The following is a 17,517-nucleotide window of genomic DNA, read 5'->3' on the forward strand; positions in this document are numbered from 1 at the left end:
GCGAAACAGGGCGTCGCGCACTGCGGCCGTCTTGCGCGCCCACCCGGCGTCGTCGATCCCGGTGCCGAAGCCCACCGCCGCGACCGGCTCGGCGTTCGTCAGGGCCGCCACCAACACCGTTGCCGGCGTGGTGTTTCCGATGCCCATGTCACCGGCGATCAGCAGGTCGGCGCCCGCATCGACCTCCTCGTCGGCGATGGCCGCGCCGGCCGCGAGCGCTTGCGCGGTCTCGTCGTCGCTCAACGCGTCCTGCACCCGGATGTCGCCGCTGGCGCGGCGCACCTTGTGGGCGCCGATCCGTTCGGTCAGCGCCTCGGCGTCGACGGCCAGGTCCGCGACCCGCACCGTCGCGCCGGCGATGTCGGCCAGGGCGTTGATCGCGGCCCCGCCGGCGTCGAAGTTGGCGACCATCTGCGCCGTCACCTCCGGCGGGTAGGCCGATACCCCGGAGCGGGCGACGCCGTGGTCACCGGCGAACACCACCACCCGGGCACGCTCGAATTGCCTTGGCGGGCAGTGTCCTTGGCACGCAGCGACCCACACCGACAGATCCTCGAGCCGGCCCAGCGCGCCCCTGGGTTTGGTGAGGGTGTCCTGGCGGGCACGCGCGACGGCGGCGACGTCCACATCGGGCGGTGAGATGGCGGCGAACTGCATCAGGCCCCCGACGGTTTGATCGGGACCGGTTGGCCGGCCACCACCAGCACCACCCGGTCGCACAACCCGGCGAGGCGCTGGTTGAGGCCGCCCAGCTCGTCGGCGAACCGGCGGCCGGAGGCGGTGGCGGGCACGACCGTCAACCCGACCTCCGGGCTGACCAGCACCAGCGGGGCAGCGAAGTCGCCGACCGCGTCCAGCACGTCCTCGACGGCGGCCGCCACCGAGCCGCCGCCCCAGGCGTCGTTGCGGTCCAGCGCGGCGGTCAGCCAGGTGCCGAGATCGTCGACGAGCGTCGGGGTGTCCGGGGACTGGCGCAATTGCGTTGCGACGTCGACCGTTTCGATCGTCGACCAGTGCGCGGGCCGGCGGGCGCGGTGGCCGGCGATCCGCTGCTCCCAGGCCGCATCGTCGTTGCCGGCCGGCCCGGGCGCCAGGTATTGAACCGCCCGTCCCGCCGGCAACCCGTCGGCGATGGCTTGCTCCGCCCACTGCGACTTGCCTGACCTGATCCCGCCGAGCACCAGGGTGCGCACCGGTGTCAGCCGGCCTTCCGGCGCGCTCTACTCGACACTGCTGCCGTGCTTGACCTGGGGCCGCGGCGCCCGCAGCCGGCGCATCTGGGACGCCCGGCCGGCGGCGTAAAGCCCTAGCTTCCAACGGCTTTCGGTGTTGTCCGGGAACTTCGCGTCGACCAGCCTGCTGACCTTGCGGCCCAGGATCAGGCCGTCGACGCTCATCACGGCCATCAGCACCAGCATCGCCGGCGACACCCACAGCTGCAGCTGCGGGACGCCGAACATGACGAACATCAGGAACAGGGTCGAGGGCATGAACAGACCCAGCAGATTGCGCCGCGAATCCACCACGTCACGCACGTAGCGGCGGATGGGCCCCTGGTCACGCGGCAACAGGTAACCCTCTTCGCCGGCCATCATCTTCGCCCGGCGTTCCGACATGCCAGCGCGGCCGGCGGCCTTGGCGGCGCGACGCTCCTCGCGGCTGAGCTTGGGGCCGGCCAGCGATTTGCGCCGGGCCCGCGCCTCGGCGGCGGTCATGGGGGCCGGCGCGACCGGTCCCTTGCGCGCATTACGCCGCGCCTCGTTGCGCTTGGGCGTGGGGCGGCCCTTGGGGCCCGTCCGCTGGGCCTCGCGGGTTGCGTCGCTCGAGGCGCCAGCAACGCCGGCGACGGCCGCGGTGGCCGCATTTTCGTCGAGGTCGGTGTCCTGGCCCTTCTTACGGCCCAACAGCTTCACAGTGGCCAGGTTACTTCGCGCACGACCGGCGCCGGAATTCGCCTGGAATGCCGTGCTATTAGACCTGCGTTAGTGCCTCCCTTGGCCCTACTCTTACACGTGATGAACGGCTGCCTTTGATGGACGACGGGTCGATGGCCTCGGATGATGATGGTCCCGGCCTGGCCCCCGGCCGCCTGCAGTTGCCCGCCATGCAAGTTCTGGTCGCCCCGGACTGCTACGCCGACAGCATGTCGGCGCTGGAGGCTTCCGCCGCCATCGCGACCGGCTGGACCCGGTCGCGTCCCGGCGACCGGTTCATCGTCGCCCCGCAATCCGACGGCGGCCCCGGCTTCGTCGAGGTGCTGGCCAGCCGGCTGGGGGAGACGCGTCGGCTAAGGGTCTCGGGACCGCTGAAAGCCATGGTTGAAGCCGATTGGGTATTCGACCGCGGGTCGGCCACCGCCTACCTGGAGTGCGCCCAAGCGTGCGGCCTGGCGCTGATCGGTGGACCGCCCACCCCGGAGACCGCCATGGCGGCGCACAGCAAAGGCGTGGGCCAGCTGATCGCCGAGGCGCTGCGGGTCGGAGCGACGCGCATCGTGGTGGGTTTGGGCGGCAGCGCCTGCACCGATGGGGGGCAGGGCATGATCGCCGAGCTCGGCGGCCTGGACACCGCCCGCCGGCAGCTGGGCAACGTGGAGCTGATCGCCGCCTCCGACACCGAATACCCGCTGCTGGGCCCGTGGGGGGCGGCCCGGGTGTTCGGGCCGCAGAAGGGCGCCGACACGGCCACCGTCGCCGCGCTGGAAGTCCGCCTGCAGGCGTGGGCGCTGATCCTGGAAGCGGTGGCCGGGCGCGACGTGAGCGCCGAGCCGGGCGCGGCCGCCGCAGGCGGGATCGGTGCCGGGCTGCTGGCGCTCGGCGGCCGCTGTCAGTCCGGGGCGGCCATCATCGCCGAACACACCCGGTTGTCCGACGACCTGGACACCGCGGAGCTGATCGTCACCGGCGAGGGCCGGTTCGACGAGCAATCCCTGCACGGCAAGGTGGTGGGATTTCTCGCCGACGCGGCCCGGCCGCGGGGTATTCCGGTGGTCGTGCTGGCCGGTCAGGTCGACCTCGACAGCGCGACGGTGCGTTCGTCGGGCATCATGGCCGCGTTATCCATCGCCGAGCACGCCGGATCGGTGCGGTTGGCGCAGGCCGACGCCGCCAACCAGCTCATGGGCCTGGCCTCCGTTGTGGCGGCGCGACTCGGGAATAGCGGTCCGTCAAGGTACCGTTGAAGCAGTGGACTTTCGCGCGATCCGGATCGCCGGGCGCAAGCAGGCGATATCGGGCTTGATCGGACCCACCCAACGATGAGGCATGTAGGAGAAGCAATGACGGTGCAAAACGAGTCGAACGCCACGACGACCCACGGCGTGATCCTGACCGAGGCCGCCGCCACCAAGGCAAAATCCCTGCTGGACCAGGAGGGCCGCGACGACCTCGCGCTGCGCATCGCCGTGCAGCCGGGCGGGTGCGCCGGCCTGCGCTACAACCTCTTCTTCGACGACCGGACGCTGGACGGCGACCTGACCGCGGAGTTCGGTGGCGTAACGCTGACCGTGGACCGGATGAGCGCGCCCTATGTCGAAGGCGCGTCCATCGACTTCGTGGACACCATCGAGAAGCAGGGTTTTACCATCGACAACCCCAACGCCACCGGCTCGTGCGCCTGCGGCGATTCGTTCAACTGATCGGTTGATCCCGCCAAATCCGTCAGCCGGGTTGCTGCTCGGCTGACGGGTTCGCGCTCAGTACGAGCCGCCGGTGCGGAGCACGTACGAGCAGACCATGATCTGCCCGCGCTGGAACAGCAGCTGTGCGATGCCCTGCACCTGCCCGTGCGTCGGGCCCCCGCTCACCGGCGACACCTTCATGGTGAACAGTGCCTGAGCCTGGTACTGGGACAGGTAGACGATCTTGTCGATCGAGGTCAGCTCGACCTCGGAGAACTGCTTGCGAAACGCGTCGCTGCTGAGCTTGGCCAGCGCCTGGTCGGACCGTTTGTCCTGGACCCCGTCGTACAGGCCGCACAGCGCGTTGCGGGCGATCTCGTCGATGTCGCGGTGTTCTAGCGCGTCCAGGTAGCCCTGGATGGCCGTCTTCGCCGCGCCCTCGGAGAAGGTGGCGCCGGTGTTGGCCCCGTTGGTGCGGACCCCGTACACGATGGCCACCGTCAACACCGCGACGAGCGCGATGGCCAGCGCGATGCCGACGACGAGCCGCCGCTTGGACCGCTGCGGCGGGTAGGGCACCGGCGCGTTGGGTTGCCCGGCATAATTGGCGGGCGCAGCTCCTGCCTGCGGAGCCGCGCCGAAGCCTGGGTCGGTGTGGGGGTCGTCGGGGAACTCGAGGGGCTCGGATTCGCGTGGGGGCTCAGGTCCGCTCGGTCCGCCGCCGCTGCCGCCGGTGTGGTTCGGCGAGTGCGGACCTGCCATCGTGGTTCTCCTACGGTGGTATACGGGACTGCAATCGGGTTGCGGCCCGAGCATGTGATCCCGGCGACTTGAGTGAGTTCCCTAGGGAGGCTAGCGCACGACCTCACGCCGACCGCGCACCCAGCGACGGTCGAAACCCGTGAGTAAGCTAGGTAACCTTACTAACGAAGGACGGAGTTTTCGTGACGATCGCGGTGACAGGTTCGATTGCGACCGACAACCTGATGCGTTTCCCCGGCAAGTTTTCCGAGCACCTGCTTGCCGAGCACCTGCAGAAGGTTTCCCTGAGTTTTCTGGTTGACGACCTGGTGATTCACCGCGGCGGCGTGGCCGGCAACATCGCGTTCGCCATCGGCGTGCTGGGCGGCGACGTGGCGCTGGTCGGCGCGGCCGGCGACGACTTCGACGACTACCGCCAGTGGCTGCAGTCCCACGGCGTCAACTGCGACAACGTGCTGATCTCGCAGACCGCCAAGACCGCCCGGTTCACCTGCACCACCGACGAGGACATGGCCCAGATCGCGTCGTTCTACCCGGGCGCCATGTCGGAGGCCCGCAACATCAAGCTCGCCGACGTCGTGTCCTCGGTGGGCCAGCCGGACCTGGTCATCGTCGGCGCCAACGACCCCGACGCGATGGTGGTGCACACCGAGGAGTGCCGCAAGCTCGGCCTGCCGTTCGCCGCCGATCCCTCCCAGCAGCTGCCCCGCCTGTCCGGCGCGGAGATCGACAAGCTGGTCGACGGGGCCGCCTACCTGTTCACCAACGACTACGAGTGGGAGCTGCTGCTCTCCAAGACCGGCTGGTCCGAGGCCGACGTGCAGAAGAAGGTCGACCTGCGGGTGACCACGCTGGGCGCCAAGGGCGTCGACATCGTCGAGCGCGACGGGACCACCACCCACGTCGGTGTGGTGCCCGAGACCAGCCAGACCGATCCCACCGGCGTGGGCGACGCGTTCCGGGCCGGTTTCCTCACCGGTCGCACCGCCGGGCTCAACCTCGAGCGTTCGGCCCAGCTGGGCTCGCTGGTCGCCGTGCTGGTGCTGGAGTCGACCGGCACCCAGGAGTGGACGTGGGACCCGGCCGTCGCCAAGACCCGGCTGGCCGACGCCTACGGCGACGAGGCGGCCACCGAGATCGCCGCGGTGCTCGCGTAGACGCTGGCGCGCCCGCGCCGCTCACGTAGACGCTGGCTGGTGCCTCGAGTGTGAACCCACGGCGTCGAGAGTGAACTGAGGGCGGCGACACGCCGACAATCAACGCCAGGGATTCACACGCAACGCCCTGGATTCACACGCAATACCGCGGATTCGCGGGCCGGTACTAGACAGGCCGGTACTAGAGCTGCACCGGGTACACCGGCTCGCTGATCTGCGGCACCACGGTGCGCTCGACGAAGATCGCGTGCCAGAGCATGAAGATCAGCAGCGTCCAGAGCCGGCGGCTGTGATCGCTGACGCCGTTGCGGTGCTCGTCGAGCATCCGGCGCACGGCGGCCTTATCAACCAGGTGGCCGGCGTGCGACGAGTCCACCATCGCGTACGCCCACTCCAGCAGTTCGCCGGCGCGCAGCCAGTGCCGGATGGGCACCGGGAAACCCAGCTTGGGCCGGTGCAGCACGTGCGCCGGCACGATCGGCTCCAGCGCACGCCGCAGCGCGTACTTCGTCGTCGTGCGGGTGATCTTGGCCTCGACGGGCAGCCGGGAGGCGACGGCGAACACCTCGGGATCCAGGAACGGCACCCGCAGCTCCAGCGAGTTGGCCATGGTCATCTTGTCGGCCTTGACCAGGATGTCGCCGCGCAGCCAGGTGAACAGGTCGATGTGCTGCATGCGGGCCACCGGATCCCAGCCGGCCGATTCGGCGTACACCGCCGCGGTGACGTCGGTGTGCGTCCATTCCGCGCGGAAGCCGGGCAACACGTCGCGCAGCTGTGCGTCGGAGAAGCTGCGGGCGTTGCCGTAGTAGCGCTCCTCGAGGGTCAGGGAGCCGCGGTGCAGCAGGCTCTTGCCCCGCATCCCCTCCGGCAGGGGTTTGGACACCTTGCCCATCGACCGCCGCAGCGGCCTCGGCAGATAGTCAAACGGCTTCAGCGACAAGGGTTCCCGGTAAATCGTGTAGCCGCCGAACAACTCGTCTGCGCCTTCGCCGGACAGCACCACCTTCACGTACTTGCGGGCCTCTCGCGCGACGAAGAACAGCGGCACCAGCGCCGGGTCGGCCACCGGCTCGTCGAGGTACCAGACGATCTCGGGCAGGGCGGCGACGAACTCGCCGGGCGTGACCACCTTGGCGATGTGTCGGGCACCGATCGCCTCGGCCGAGGCCACTGCAACGTCGATCTCGGAGAATCCCTCGCGCTCGAAGCCGGTGGTGAACGTGATCAGCCGCGGGTTGTGCCGGATGGCCAGCGCCGCGATGGCGGTGGAGTCGATTCCCCCGGACAGGAACGCCCCGACGGTGACGTCGGCGCGCATATGCTTGGCCACCGAGTCCTCGAGCACGGTGGTGATCTCGTCGTAGCGGGCCTGTTCGGTGTCCCGGGTGATCGGCACCGCGGCGAACCGCGGCACGAAGTACCGCGTGACCTCCGCCCGCAGGCGGTCGGGACGGATGCGGGCGTAGCAGCCCGATTCCAGCCGGCGCACCCCGCGGTGCAGCGTCTCGGGCTCGGGCACGTACTGCAGGACGGTGTAGTGCTGCACCGCGCGCTCGTCGATCGCGGTGTCGAACCCCACCAGCTCGGCCAGATCCAGCAGGCACTTCTTTTCGCTGGCCACCGCGGTGCCGCCCGTCCCGGTCGCCATGAACAGTGGCTTGATGCCGAAAGGGTCTCGGGCGCAGAGCAATTCGCGGGTCACGGTGTCCCACAGCGCGAACGCGAACATGCCGCGCAGCCGGGTCAAGACATCGGTGCCCCAGTAGTGGTAACCCGCGACGATGGGCTCCCCGTCTCCGTCGGTGGCGAAGGTGACGTCGTGCCGGCTGGCCAGTTCGTCGCGCAGCTCAAGGTAGTTGTAGATCTCGCCGTTGAACACCAGCACGTAGCGGTCGGGCGCCTCGGGCGGCCCCCAGCGCAGCGGCTGATGTGAATGGGCGATGTCGATGATCGAGAGCCGGTTGAATCCGAACACTGCGCCTCCATCGGAGCCTGCGGCTCCTAGGTCCACCCAGGTGCCCGGCTCGTCGGGCCCGCGGTGGCGCATCGAATGCGACGCGCGGGCGATCGCGCCATCGGCTCGGGCGGCGGCGTCCTTGTCCAAGTCCTTGCCCGCGCCCTCGGGGGCGGCGACGAACGCCAGCAGACCACACACGGCGCCCCAGTATGCCGCACTTGACCGGCGGGCGGGGATGTCGCACCCGGCACGTCGCCCATGGCCGGACAAGCCGGTGGGCCGGGGTTTCGTCGCCCGCCTCAGGCGCGTGGTCTACGCTGCGTAGTATTCGATATCCGAGCAGGAGGCGCTAACGTGACCCCTCGCGAGCAGGATCGTTCGCAACGTTTGTCGCAGGGCAGGTTTCGGCGCCGTCTTCGGCCGTTCGCGCTGGCCCTGACGTTGGGTGCGCTGGCGCTGGTCTTGAGCGGGTGCAGCGGCTGGGCGGACGCGCTGGCCCTGGGCTGGCCGCGAGGCATCACCCCGGAGGCCCACCTGAACCGGGAGCTGTGGATCGGCGCCGTGATCGCCTCGCTGGTGGTCGGCGGCATCGTGTTCGGGCTCATCTTCTGGGCGTCGGCCTTCCACCGCAAGAAGGCGACCGACACCGACCTGCCCCGGCAGTTCGGCTACAACATGCCGCTGGAGCTGGTGCTCACGGTGACCCCGTTCCTCATCATCTCGGTGCTGTTCTACTTCACCGTCGTGGTGCAGGAGAAGATGCTGCACCTGGCCAAGGACCCCGAGGTAGTGGTCGATGTCACGGCCTTCCAATGGAACTGGAAGTTCGGCTATCAGCGCGTGGCCTTCAAGGACGGCACGCTGAACTACGACGGCACCGATCAGGCGCGCAAGAAGGCGATGCTGTCCAAGCCGGAGGGCAAGGACGCCCACGGCGAGGAGCGCGTCGGCGCCGTCCGCGGCTTCAACACCTCCGACCGGCAATACCTGAACTTCGACAAGGTCGAGACGCTGGGATCCAGCGAGGAAATCCCGGTGCTGGTGCTGCCCACCGGCAAGCGCATCGAGTTCGACCTAGCGTCCGCGGACGTGGTGCACACATTCTGGGTGCCCGAGTTCCTGTTCAAGCGCGACGTGATCCCCAACGCCGACGCGAACAACTCGGTGCATGTGTTCCAGACCGAGGAGATCCAGAAGCCGGGCGCGTTCGTGGGCCACTGCGCCGAGTTCTGTGGCACGTATCACTCGATGATGAACTTCGAGGTTCGGGTGGTGGCGCCCAACGACTTCAAGGCCTACCTGCAGCAGCGGATGGACGGAAAGAGCAACGCCGAGGCGTTGCAGGCGATCGGGCAGCCGCCGCTGGCGGTGACCACCCATCCGTTTGACACCAAGCGCGGTCAATTGGCCGGAAGCCAGTAGGTTAGGACACCAAATGCATATCGAAGCCAGGCTATTCGAGTTCATCGCCGGGTTTTTCATTGTGGTTGCGGTGCTCTACGGGGTGCTGACCGCGATCTTCGCCACCGGCGGCGTGGAGTGGGCGGGCACCACCGCGCTGGTGCTGACCGGCGGCCTGGCGTTGATCACGGCGACGTTCTTCCGGTTCGTTGCGCGGCGGCTGGACACCCGGCCCGAGGACTACGAGGGCGCTGAGATCAGCGATGGAGCAGGCGAATTGGGCTTCTTCAGCCCGCACAGCTGGTGGCCGATTCTGATCGCGCTGTCGGGCTCGGTGACCGCGGTCGGCATCGCGCTGTGGCTGCCGTGGCTGATCACCGCCGGGGTGATGTTCATCCTGACGTCGGTGGCCGGCTTGGTCTTCGAGTACTACATCGGTCCCGAGAAGCACTGATTCGCGGCATAAAGGTCACAATCCGATCACGTGATTGGTGGGCCGTTCGCCACGACGGCTTTGCCCCTTAGGCGTTCGGTAGTGTTCTGCCCAGGCAAACGTGGAGTTTCCCAGCGCGCCCGCATCGATGTGATCGCGAAGTCTAGTGCGCAGGTGAGGCAGTCGAACAGGGTAGGCAAAGGCAGAGATGAGCGGGTCAAGACCCCCGGAATGGGATCCTGACGCACCCGACCCTGCCGAGGAGATCAGCCACGAACCGGAGCTCGGCGACGAGTCGCCCGACGATCTGGAACCCAGCTTGCACGGCGACGTCGTGGATGGGCCGGAACCCTTCGAGGACAGCGCCGAACTGGCCGCGGCGGACCGCAACGATGAGACCGATGCCTACTCGCGGGCCTATTCGGCTCCGGAGTCCGAGCATTTCACCACCGGCCCCTACCTGCCGGCGGATCTGCGGCTCTACGACTACGACGACTTCGACGAGGCGGCCGCCGACGACGAACGCAGCACCGCGCGCTGGCCGTGGGTGGTCGGGATCGCCGCGATCGTGGCCGCGATCGCGCTCGTGGTCTCGGTATCGCTGCTGTTCGCCCGGACCGACACCACCAAGCTCGCCAACCCCGGAACCACCACCGCGCCGTCCACGCCGCCGCTGCAGGACGAGATCACGACCACCAAGCCACCACCCCCGCCGCCACCACCGCCCACGAGCGAACCGCCGCCGCCCCCGACAGCAACGGAGACCCAGACTGTGACGGTGACGCCTTCTCCGGCACCGCCGCCCCCGCCCGCCCCCGCCCCGGCACCGCCGCCTGCGACGTCCACGGCGGCCGCGCCACCGCCGCCCACGACGCCGACGGGTCCGCGCCAGGTGACCTACTCGGTGACCGGCACCAAGGCCCCGGGCGACATCATCTCGGTGACCTACGTCGACGCGTCCGGCCGGCGGCGCACACAGCACAACGTGTACATCCCCTGGTCGATGACCGTCACCCCGATCTCGCAGTCCGACGTGGGCTCGGTGGAGGCGTCCAGCCTGTTCCGGGTCAGCCGGCTCAACTGCTCGATCACCACCAGCGACGGAACCGTGCTCTCGTCGAACAGCAACGACTCGCCGCAGACGAGCTGCTGATGGTCAGCAGATATTCGGCTTATCGGCGCGGGCTGGGCGACGACACCATTGCCCCCGAAGTCATCGACCGCATCCTGATCGGCGCGTGCGCCGCCATTTACCTGGTGCTGCTGGGCGTCAGCGTCGCGGCCGCCGTCGCCCTAGCGGATCTGGGCAGGGGCTTTCACAAGGCGGCCAGCAGCCCGCACACCACCTGGGTGCTGTACGCGGTCATCATCGTCTCGGCCCTGATCATCGCGGGCGCGATCCCGATCTTGTTGCGGGCCCGCCGGATGTCGCAATCCGAGCCGGCCGCTTCGGCGATGACCGCGCCGGCGCGCGGGCCGTCACGACCTGCGGTGCGGCTGGGGACTGGAGCCCTGCGCACCGGCCCCGAGCGGGCCGCCACGCTGCAAACGGCGCCGGTATCGGGCGCCGAGTGGTCGGGCGAGGCGGTCGACCGAGTGTGGTTGCGCGGCACCGTGATACTGACCGGCACCATGGGCGCGGCGCTGATCGCGGTCGCGACGGCGACCTATCTGATGGCGGTCGGACACGACGGCGCGTCGTGGGTCGGCTACGGGTTCGCCGGCGTCATCACCGCGGCGATGCCGGTGGTCGAGTGGCTACACATCCGCCAGCTGCGCAGCGTCGTCGCCGACCAGTAGCCGCCGGACGCTACGGGCTGGCAGACGGGGGAGATTGAGCCGGTCCCGTCGCGTTAGCGCGCACGACACGTAAACCATTGCGACGACACGCCGTGCGTCGCCGCAATGGTTTACGTCTCGCGGTGTGGGCACGCTCAACGCAGACGGGCAACGCAAGCAACGCGATCGGGTGGCCGATCGCCCGGCTCCCGCGTCGGCCGCGAAGAAGCCGATGAGGAGCCGGGCCGTCCGGGCTAGCTAGTGCTCGCCGTTGGTCGAGCCGTTAGTAGAACCGTTGAGGCCGTCCTGGTGCTCGCGCAGCGCGGTCAGGGCGCGTTGCTCGGAGCCGTGCGCCGCTTCCCGCAGCGCCGCGTCCTCGGACGCCGGGTCGGCGAACAGGAAGCTGCCGCTACCGGGGGATCCGCCCGAGCCCAGCTTGTTCATCTTCTTGGGCAGGGGCGCACCCTGGTAGGCCAGCGGCAGCGGGTGGCCGTGGTCGTCGACCGGGCCCAGCGGCTGGTGCAGCTCGATGTAGGCGCCGTGCGGCAGCCGCTTGATGATGCCGGTCTCGATGCCGTGCTCGAGCACCGCGCGGTCGCTGCGCTGCAGTCCTATGCACCACCGATAGGTGATGAAGTAGACCACCGGGGGGACGATCACCATGCCGATGCGCCCGATCCACGTCGTCGCGTTCAGCGAGATGTCGAACTTGAACGCGATGATGTCGTTCATCGCGCACAGCGTCAGCAACATGTAGAACGCGATCGCCATGGCACCGATCGACGTGCGCACCGGCACGTCGCGCGGGCGCTGCAGCAGGTTGTGGTGCGCATTGTCACCGCTGAACCGCTTCTCCAGGAACGGGTAGACGATCAGCAGACCGAACACCCCACCCATGATCAGCGCCACCCAGACCACCGCCGGGATGGTGTGGTGCCAGAAGTAGAACTCCCACGGCGGCCAGATGCGGGCCAGGCCTTCGGTCCACATCATGTAGAAGTCCGGCTGCGAACCGGCCGAGACGTGAGATGGCTTGTAGGGGCCCAGGTTCCAGATCGGGTTGATCTGCAGCAGACCACCGAGCAGGCCCAGCACGCCGACGATCGCGGCGAAGAACGCGCCGGACTTGACCGCGAACACCGGCATCACGCGCACGCCGACCACGTTGTGCTCGGTGCGGCCGGGGCCGGGGAACTGGGTGTGCTTCTGGAACCACACCATGGCCAGGTGCAACCCGATCAGCGCCAGGATGATCCCGGGCAGCAGCAGGATGTGCAGGGCGTACATCCGCGGGATGATGTAACCCGCTGTGGCGCATTCGTTTCCGACGCCACCGCAGGGGAAGTCACCGCCGAACAGCGCCCAGTGCAGCCAGGTGCCGATCACCGGCATGCCCAACGTGATCGAGGACAGCGCGGCGCGCAACCCGATGCCGGACAACAGGTCGTCGGGCAGCGAGTAGCCGAAGTAGCCCTCGAACATGGCCAGGATCAGCAGCAGCGAACCGATGACCCAGTTGGCCTCGCGCGGCCGCCGGAAGGCGCCGGTGAAGAAGATGCGGGCCAGGTGCACCATGATCGACGCGGAGAAGATCAGCGCGGCCCAGTGGTGGACCTGACGCACGAACAATCCGCCGCGCACCTCGAAGGAGATGTCGAGGGTCGACGCGAAGGCCTTCGACATGTCCACGCCGCGCAGCGGCTGATAGGCGCCGTTGTAGGTGATCTCGGCCATGGACGGATCGAAGAACAACGTCAGGTAGACGCCGGTGAGCAGCAGCACAATGAAGCTGTACATCGCGATCTCGCCCAGCAGGAACGACCAGTGCGTAGGGAAGACCTTGTTGAGCTGTCTGCGCACGGCGGCCGACGGGTGATAACGCGTGTCGATGTCCTCGCCCTGACGGGCCAGGACATCGCCGATCTTCGGGGGACTCAGTTTCGGACTCATGTTGTCGTCCTCTCCCAGAATGCCGGTCCGACGGGCTCGACGAAGTCGCCGTTGGCGACCAGATACCCGTTGGTGTCGATGGTGATCGGCAGTTGCGCCAAGGCACGCGCGGCCGGCCCGAAAATCGGCTTGGCGAAGTGCAGCGCGTCGAACTGCGACTGGTGGCACGGGCACAGGATCCGGTAGGACTGCTCCTCGTACAGCGATGCGGGGCAGCCCAGGTGCGAGCACACCTTGGTGTAGGCGAAAAACTCACCGAAGTTGAAGCTCTCCTGACCCTGCCGTTTGACCACGCGGCCCATGTCGGTGGGCCGAATCCGGATGAGCATCACCGGGTTTCGTACACCTTGGTTGATGGCCCGCAGCTTCTCCTGCGATTCGGGGGTGGTGCCGTCCCCGTCGGACTCCCGCCACGGGAAGACGGTTTCCATGCCGCCGGCATCGAGGTCTTCGGGGCGCATCTTGACGAACGGCGAGGTGGAGGCGGAGCCGGTGGCGCGCGCCAGGTAGATGGTCTCGCCGTGATAGCGCGGGGTCCAGCCGGAGGTCCACAGCACGGCCTTCTTGCCGTCGGCGGTCGGCACCACGGGCTTCCACGGGTTCTTGATCAGCCCGCCGGCAAACGCGACCAGGGTAGACAGGCCGAACGCGCCCAGCCCCATCCCCAGCGACAGGCCGATCAGCTTGCGCCGCCCGACCGTCGATCCCTGATACGCGTCGGCCAGGTTCGCCACCACCGTCTTGCGGTCGACGTCGCGCGAGGCGCCGTCGTGGCGGTCCTGGACCGAAATCTCTTCCGGGATAAAGCGTTTCTGGTACAGGATGACGCCGACGCCGATCGACAGGATCGCCATCCCGAACGTCAGCCCGTAGAGCGGGGTGGCCAGGTCATAGAGGAAGCTGCCGGCCTCCTCCTTCGGCTTGTACTCCCACGGCCAGAACAAGAAGATCAGCAGCAGCGCCAGGCCGAAGAACCCGCCCAGCAAAAGCCAGATGGCGACGCCACGCTCGGCGCGCTTTTCGGCTTTGGTGCCCTCGATCGGCCAGCGGGGCTCCTTGAACACCGTCTCGACGCCGTCCAGCTTGCCGCCCAGGGTCACCAGTTCCTGCTGCGACATGGCGGCCAACGCCGCGTCGTCGGGCTCGCGCTCGCCGGTGCCGTGCGGGTTCCCGCCGGTGTCAGAGCCGCGAACGTCCGCCTCACTCATTTGCGCCGCTCCTCCTCGCTCTTTTGGTCGCTGCGCGCCCTATCGGCTCGGCGCGACTCATGCTCGTGCCCCAATCCACAGTGCCAGCCCGATGGCGGCGACCATCCCGATGATCCAGGCGGCCATGCCCTCGGGTGCGGGCCCGAATCCGCCGAGGCCGTAACCGCCCGGCTGGCGCTCCTCGGTCACCGCCTTGATGTAGCCGATGATGTCCTTCTTGGCCTCGAACGACAGCTGACGGTCGGAGAACTTCGGCATGTTCTGCGGACCGGTCCGCATGGCGGCCAGGATCTGCTGCTCGTTGGCGGGCTCGAGGTCCGGCGCGTACTTACCCGACGACAGCGCCCCGCCCTTGCCGGTGAAGTTGTGGCACGACGAGCAGTTCAGCCGGAACAGGTCACCGCCGCGTCCCAGGTCCTGGCCGCGCAGCGAGCGCATCGCCAGGCTGCCGTCCGGGTTGCGCACCGTGGTCGGGCCGCCGCCGTTGGCCTGGACGTAGGCGCCCAGGGCGTCGACCTGCGCCTCGTCGAAGATCGGTTCCTTGCGCGGCGCCTGGGCCTCGCCGGTCATCGCGGGCATCCGGCCGGTGGAGACCTGGAAGTAGACGGCTTCCTCGCCGACGCCGATCAGGCTCGGCCCGCGGTCGGGCACGCCCTGCAGGTTCGCGCCGTGGCAGGACACGCACGAGGTGTCGAACAGCTGCTTGCCGGTGCGCAGCAGCGCCGAGTTCGACTCGTCGGCGACGGCCACCTGTGGCCGCGGCGTCAGGATGGCGGCCAGGCCACCGGCGATGGTCAGCGCGATCAGCAGCAGCAGGCCGCCGGACAGCCGGCGACGCAGCCGCCGCCGCGAACGGTCGCGCTGCGCCTGCGGCGCCTTGGCTGCACCGGATCGGGTCGATCCCAGTTTCTTCAACCGAGCACTCCTGTTCGTCCAGCGCCTGCTCATCGGATGAAATAGATCACGGCGAACAGCGCGATCCACACGATGTCGACGAAATGCCAGTAGTACGAGACGACGATGCTGGCCGTCGCCTGCGCCGGCGTGAACTTGCTCATCGCGGTGCGGGCCAGCAAGAAGATGAAGGCGATCAATCCGCCGGTGACGTGCAGGCCGTGGAACCCGGTCGCCAGGTAGAACACGCTGCCGTAGGCGCTGCCGGGGATGGTGGTCCCGTGCGTCACCAGGTGGTAGTACTCGTAGCCCTGCCCGCAAACGAAGAACAGGCCCATCAGGAAGGTGAGCACGTACCAGCGGCGCAGCCCGAACACGTCGCCGCGCTCGGCCGCGAACACCCCCATCTGGCAGGTGAACGACGACGCGATCAGCACCAATGTCACGGGGACGGCCTGGTACAGGTTCAGCTCGGTCGGCGGCGGCGGCCACTTTCCGCCCGATTGGGCGCGAGCGGTGAAGTACATCGCGAAGAGGCCAGCAAAGAACATCAGCTCGCTGGAAAGCCAGACGATGGTGCCGACGCTGACCATGTTGGGTCGGTTCAGCGAATGCACCCGCGACGTAATTGCAGTACCCGAAGTCCCGGCAGCGCTGGTCACATACGCAAGTATGACGCTTTGTAGTTGTTGAACTCCACCCGGGGCGGCAATTGAGGTCTGGCGCGTCGCGCTCGCACCCGTCGCGCTCGCCGGTTGGGGCCGGTGTGGTCCTCGTGGGACCATCGGCGCGTGGCTTCGTCATCCCACGCTTCGCCGTCCCCGGCCGCGCCGTCCGGCGCGCCGGCGCCGTCGTGGCCGCAGGTCCTGTCGCGTCTGACGGGCGGTCAGGACCTGTCCCGCGGGCACGCCGCCTGGGCCATGGACCAGATCATGGCCGGCGAGGCCAGCTCGGCCCAGATCGCGGCCTTCGCGGTGGCGATGCAGGTGAAGGTTCCCACCTCGGCCGAAGTCATCGAGCTGGCCGACGTCATGCTCAACCACGCGCTGCCGATGCCCGCCATCCGCGACGACACCGTCGACATCGTGGGAACCGGTGGCGACGGCGTCAACACCGTGAACCTGTCCACCATGGCGGCGATCGTCGCCGCGGCCGCCGGAGTGCCGGTGGTCAAACACGGCAACCGGGCGTCATCGTCGCTGTCCGGCGGCGCCGACACGCTCGAGGCGCTCGGCATCCGGATCGACCTGGGGCCCGACGAGGTGGCCCGCAGCCTCGCCGAGGTGGGCATCGGGTTCTGCTTTGCGCCGCTGTTTCATCCGTCCTACCGGCACGCCTCCGCGGTGCGCCGCGAGATCGGAGTGCCGACGGTGTTCAATCTCCTTGGGCCGCTTACCAATCCGGCGCGACCGCGGGCGGGCTTGATCGGTTGCGCGTTCGCTGACCTCTCCGAGGTGATGGCCGGCGTGTTCGCCGCCCGCCGGTCCAGCGTGCTGGTGGTGCACGGTGACGACGGGCTCGACGAATTGACGACCACCACGACCAGCACCATCTGGCGGGTGCAGGCCGGCACGGTGGACAGGCTGACGTTCGATCCGGCCGGATTCGGTTTCCCCCGAGCCGATCTCGACGACCTGCTGGGTGGTGACGCGCAGGCCAACGCGGCCGAGGTACGCGCGGTGCTGGGCGGCGGCAAGGGCCCGGTGCGCGACGCCGTCGTGCTCAATGCCGCCGGCGCCATCGTCGCGCACGCCGGGTTATCCAGCCGCGCTGAATGGTTGCCGGCGTGGGAGGGCGGGTTGGCCCGCGCCTGCGCGGCCATCGATTCCGGTGCGGCCGAACACCTGCTCGCGCGATGGGTGCGGTTCGGCGAGCAGGTCTGAGTGGCGCCCGCCCGGCGACGATGCGGCCCGCTCGGCGGGGCGAGGAGGAGGCGGGTAATCAGGCCAGGCCTGGGCCGCAACCTGTTCTGCGGCCAGCCGCGCCGAGCGGGCCGTCGCGGCCCACGCCGACCAGGCACCGGCCGACCGCAGCGGGGAAGCCCAGCCGTCCTCGGCGACCCTCACGATGCGCACGCCGGGCGCTGTCAGCCAGCGGTTGAGCAGCGCGGTCTCCTCGACCAGCGCGCCGCCCAGGGGGGCCGGCGTGGGCAGAATCGCTTGTGCCCCAGCGGCAATCGCGTCGACGACCGGCATCGGGGGCACGCCGCGCCTGGCGCTGCCCGCCGCGGCGAGCTGACCGTGCCGGATGACGGCCAGCTGATAGCCACCCTGGCCGTCGGGCGCGGCCGCGATCAGTTCGGGCAGCGCCGCCAGAGCGCGCAGCCGCTGCCCGCGCCACAGCGTCTCGACCGC

General features: G+C 68.9%; 17 protein-coding genes. 8 read left to right on the top strand and 9 right to left on the bottom strand.

Translation table 11 applies throughout. From position 1 onward, the window contains the following. From DQP58_RS21255 to DQP58_RS21265, 3 genes are all read right to left on the bottom strand, one after another. A partial coding sequence (locus tag DQP58_RS21255) for a nicotinate-nucleotide--dimethylbenzimidazole phosphoribosyltransferase (RefSeq protein ID WP_430916413.1) occupies positions 1-657 on the bottom strand: 657 nt, incomplete at its 3' end. Continuing rightward, entirely contained in the window at positions 657-1,193 is a 537-nt protein-coding gene (locus DQP58_RS21260; protein WP_112710182.1) for a bifunctional adenosylcobinamide kinase/adenosylcobinamide-phosphate guanylyltransferase, read from the bottom strand. The genes DQP58_RS21255 and DQP58_RS21260, both read right to left, overlap by 1 nt. Positions 1,194-1,220: 27 nt before the next feature. Continuing rightward, a complete protein-coding gene (locus DQP58_RS21265) occupies positions 1,221-1,913 on the bottom strand; it encodes a DUF3043 domain-containing protein (RefSeq protein ID WP_112710183.1) in 693 nt (230 codons plus the stop codon). A gap of 191 nt (positions 1,914-2,104) precedes the next feature. On the opposite strand from DQP58_RS21265, the gene DQP58_RS21270 reads away from it, so the two are divergent. Together DQP58_RS21270 and DQP58_RS21275 are read left to right on the top strand one after the other, a co-directional pair. Continuing rightward, entirely contained in the window at positions 2,105-3,181 is a 1,077-nt protein-coding gene (locus tag DQP58_RS21270; RefSeq protein WP_112710192.1) for a glycerate kinase family protein, read from the top strand. A 96-nt stretch (positions 3,182-3,277) separates the two neighbouring features. Next, positions 3,278-3,637 carry a HesB/IscA family protein gene (locus tag DQP58_RS21275; RefSeq protein ID WP_066871643.1) on the top strand — a complete coding sequence of 120 codons (360 nt, stop codon included), beginning with the start codon at positions 3,278-3,280 and terminating at the stop codon, positions 3,635-3,637. A 57-nt stretch (positions 3,638-3,694) separates the two neighbouring features. Here the strand turns inward: DQP58_RS21275 and DQP58_RS21280 are convergent, their stop codons facing one another. After that, positions 3,695-4,381 (bottom strand): hypothetical protein, encoded by a 687-nt coding sequence (locus tag DQP58_RS21280; RefSeq protein ID WP_112710184.1) that lies wholly within the window; start codon positions 4,379-4,381, stop codon positions 3,695-3,697. 182 nt (positions 4,382-4,563) lie between these two features. Between DQP58_RS21280 and DQP58_RS21285 the strand changes: the two genes are divergently transcribed. Beyond that, positions 4,564-5,538: a carbohydrate kinase family protein gene (locus DQP58_RS21285; protein ID WP_066861472.1), complete on the top strand. Its 975-nt coding sequence runs from the start codon at positions 4,564-4,566 to the stop codon at positions 5,536-5,538. A 181-nt stretch (positions 5,539-5,719) separates the two neighbouring features. On the opposite strand, the gene asnB is transcribed toward DQP58_RS21285, so the two are convergent. Continuing rightward, positions 5,720-7,696, bottom strand: a complete 1,977-nt coding sequence (asnB, locus tag DQP58_RS21290; protein ID WP_112710185.1) for an asparagine synthase (glutamine-hydrolyzing) — start codon at positions 7,694-7,696, stop codon at positions 5,720-5,722. A gap of 156 nt (positions 7,697-7,852) precedes the next feature. Between asnB and ctaC the strand changes: the two genes are divergently transcribed. The 4 genes from ctaC to DQP58_RS21310 all read left to right on the top strand — a co-directional run bounded on the left by ctaC (position 7,853) and on the right by DQP58_RS21310 (position 11,132). Then, on the top strand, positions 7,853-8,920 hold the full coding sequence (gene ctaC, locus DQP58_RS21295; RefSeq protein ID WP_112710186.1) for an aa3-type cytochrome oxidase subunit II: 1,068 nt from the start codon (positions 7,853-7,855) through the stop codon (positions 8,918-8,920). A gap of 13 nt (positions 8,921-8,933) precedes the next feature. After that, positions 8,934-9,353, top strand: coding sequence for a cytochrome c oxidase subunit 4 (locus tag DQP58_RS21300; protein WP_066861481.1), 420 nt, complete (start codon positions 8,934-8,936; stop codon positions 9,351-9,353). 187 nt (positions 9,354-9,540) lie between these two features. After that, on the top strand, positions 9,541-10,485 hold the full coding sequence (locus DQP58_RS21305) for an MmpS family transport accessory protein (protein ID WP_112710187.1): 945 nt from the start codon (positions 9,541-9,543) through the stop codon (positions 10,483-10,485). Then, the gene (locus tag DQP58_RS21310) at positions 10,485-11,132 is read left to right on the top strand and encodes a DUF2561 family protein (protein ID WP_112710188.1); all 648 of its coding nucleotides are present in this window, start codon (positions 10,485-10,487) and stop codon (positions 11,130-11,132) included. The genes DQP58_RS21305 and DQP58_RS21310 overlap by 1 nt, the downstream gene beginning before the upstream one ends. A gap of 237 nt (positions 11,133-11,369) precedes the next feature. Here the strand turns inward: DQP58_RS21310 and qcrB are convergent, their stop codons facing one another. Genes qcrB through ctaE form a run of 4 tightly spaced genes read right to left on the bottom strand, consistent with a single transcriptional unit; the run spans position 11,370 to position 15,825 of the window. Then, positions 11,370-13,061: a cytochrome bc1 complex cytochrome b subunit gene (gene qcrB / locus DQP58_RS21315; protein ID WP_112710189.1), complete on the bottom strand. Its 1,692-nt coding sequence runs from the start codon at positions 13,059-13,061 to the stop codon at positions 11,370-11,372. Beyond that, on the bottom strand, positions 13,058-14,269 hold the full coding sequence (qcrA, locus tag DQP58_RS21320; RefSeq protein WP_112710190.1) for a cytochrome bc1 complex Rieske iron-sulfur subunit: 1,212 nt from the start codon (positions 14,267-14,269) through the stop codon (positions 13,058-13,060). Before qcrA ends, qcrB begins: the two co-directional genes overlap by 4 nt. 57 nt (positions 14,270-14,326) lie before the next feature. Further along, positions 14,327-15,184 carry a cytochrome bc1 complex diheme cytochrome c subunit gene (qcrC, locus tag DQP58_RS21325; RefSeq protein ID WP_066862625.1) on the bottom strand — a complete coding sequence of 286 codons (858 nt, stop codon included), beginning with the start codon at positions 15,182-15,184 and terminating at the stop codon, positions 14,327-14,329. 29 nt (positions 15,185-15,213) lie between these two features. After that, a complete protein-coding gene (gene ctaE / locus DQP58_RS21330; RefSeq protein ID WP_066876644.1) occupies positions 15,214-15,825 on the bottom strand; it encodes an aa3-type cytochrome oxidase subunit III in 612 nt (203 codons plus the stop codon). Positions 15,826-15,954: 129 nt separating this feature from the next. On the opposite strand from ctaE, the gene trpD reads away from it, so the two are divergent. Continuing rightward, positions 15,955-17,046, top strand: coding sequence for an anthranilate phosphoribosyltransferase (gene trpD, locus DQP58_RS21335; RefSeq protein ID WP_112710191.1), 1,092 nt, complete (start codon positions 15,955-15,957; stop codon positions 17,044-17,046). Positions 17,047-17,517 lie beyond the last annotated feature (471 nt).

It is taken from the genome of Mycobacterium colombiense, from assembly GCF_003284975.1.
In the GTDB taxonomy this organism is placed as follows: Bacteria; Actinomycetota; Actinomycetes; order Mycobacteriales; family Mycobacteriaceae; genus Mycobacterium; species Mycobacterium europaeum_A.

Excerpts from the sequence above, each read along its gene's own strand:
- DQP58_RS21270 (WP_112710192.1), top strand. The coding sequence starts at position 2,105 with ATGCAAGTTCTGGTCGCCCCGGACTGCTACGCCGACAGCATGTCGGCG.
- DQP58_RS21280 (WP_112710184.1), bottom strand. The coding sequence starts at position 4,381 with ATGGCAGGTCCGCACTCGCCGAACCACACCGGCGGCAGCGGCGGCGGA.
- DQP58_RS21305 (WP_112710187.1), top strand. The coding sequence starts at position 9,541 with ATGAGCGGGTCAAGACCCCCGGAATGGGATCCTGACGCACCCGACCCT.
- DQP58_RS21300 (WP_066861481.1), top strand. The coding sequence starts at position 8,934 with ATGCATATCGAAGCCAGGCTATTCGAGTTCATCGCCGGGTTTTTCATT.
- DQP58_RS21275 (WP_066871643.1), top strand. The coding sequence starts at position 3,278 with ATGACGGTGCAAAACGAGTCGAACGCCACGACGACCCACGGCGTGATC.
- DQP58_RS21310 (WP_112710188.1), top strand. The coding sequence starts at position 10,485 with ATGGTCAGCAGATATTCGGCTTATCGGCGCGGGCTGGGCGACGACACC.
- qcrB (WP_112710189.1), bottom strand. The coding sequence starts at position 13,061 with ATGAGTCCGAAACTGAGTCCCCCGAAGATCGGCGATGTCCTGGCCCGT.
- qcrA (WP_112710190.1), bottom strand. The coding sequence starts at position 14,269 with ATGAGTGAGGCGGACGTTCGCGGCTCTGACACCGGCGGGAACCCGCAC.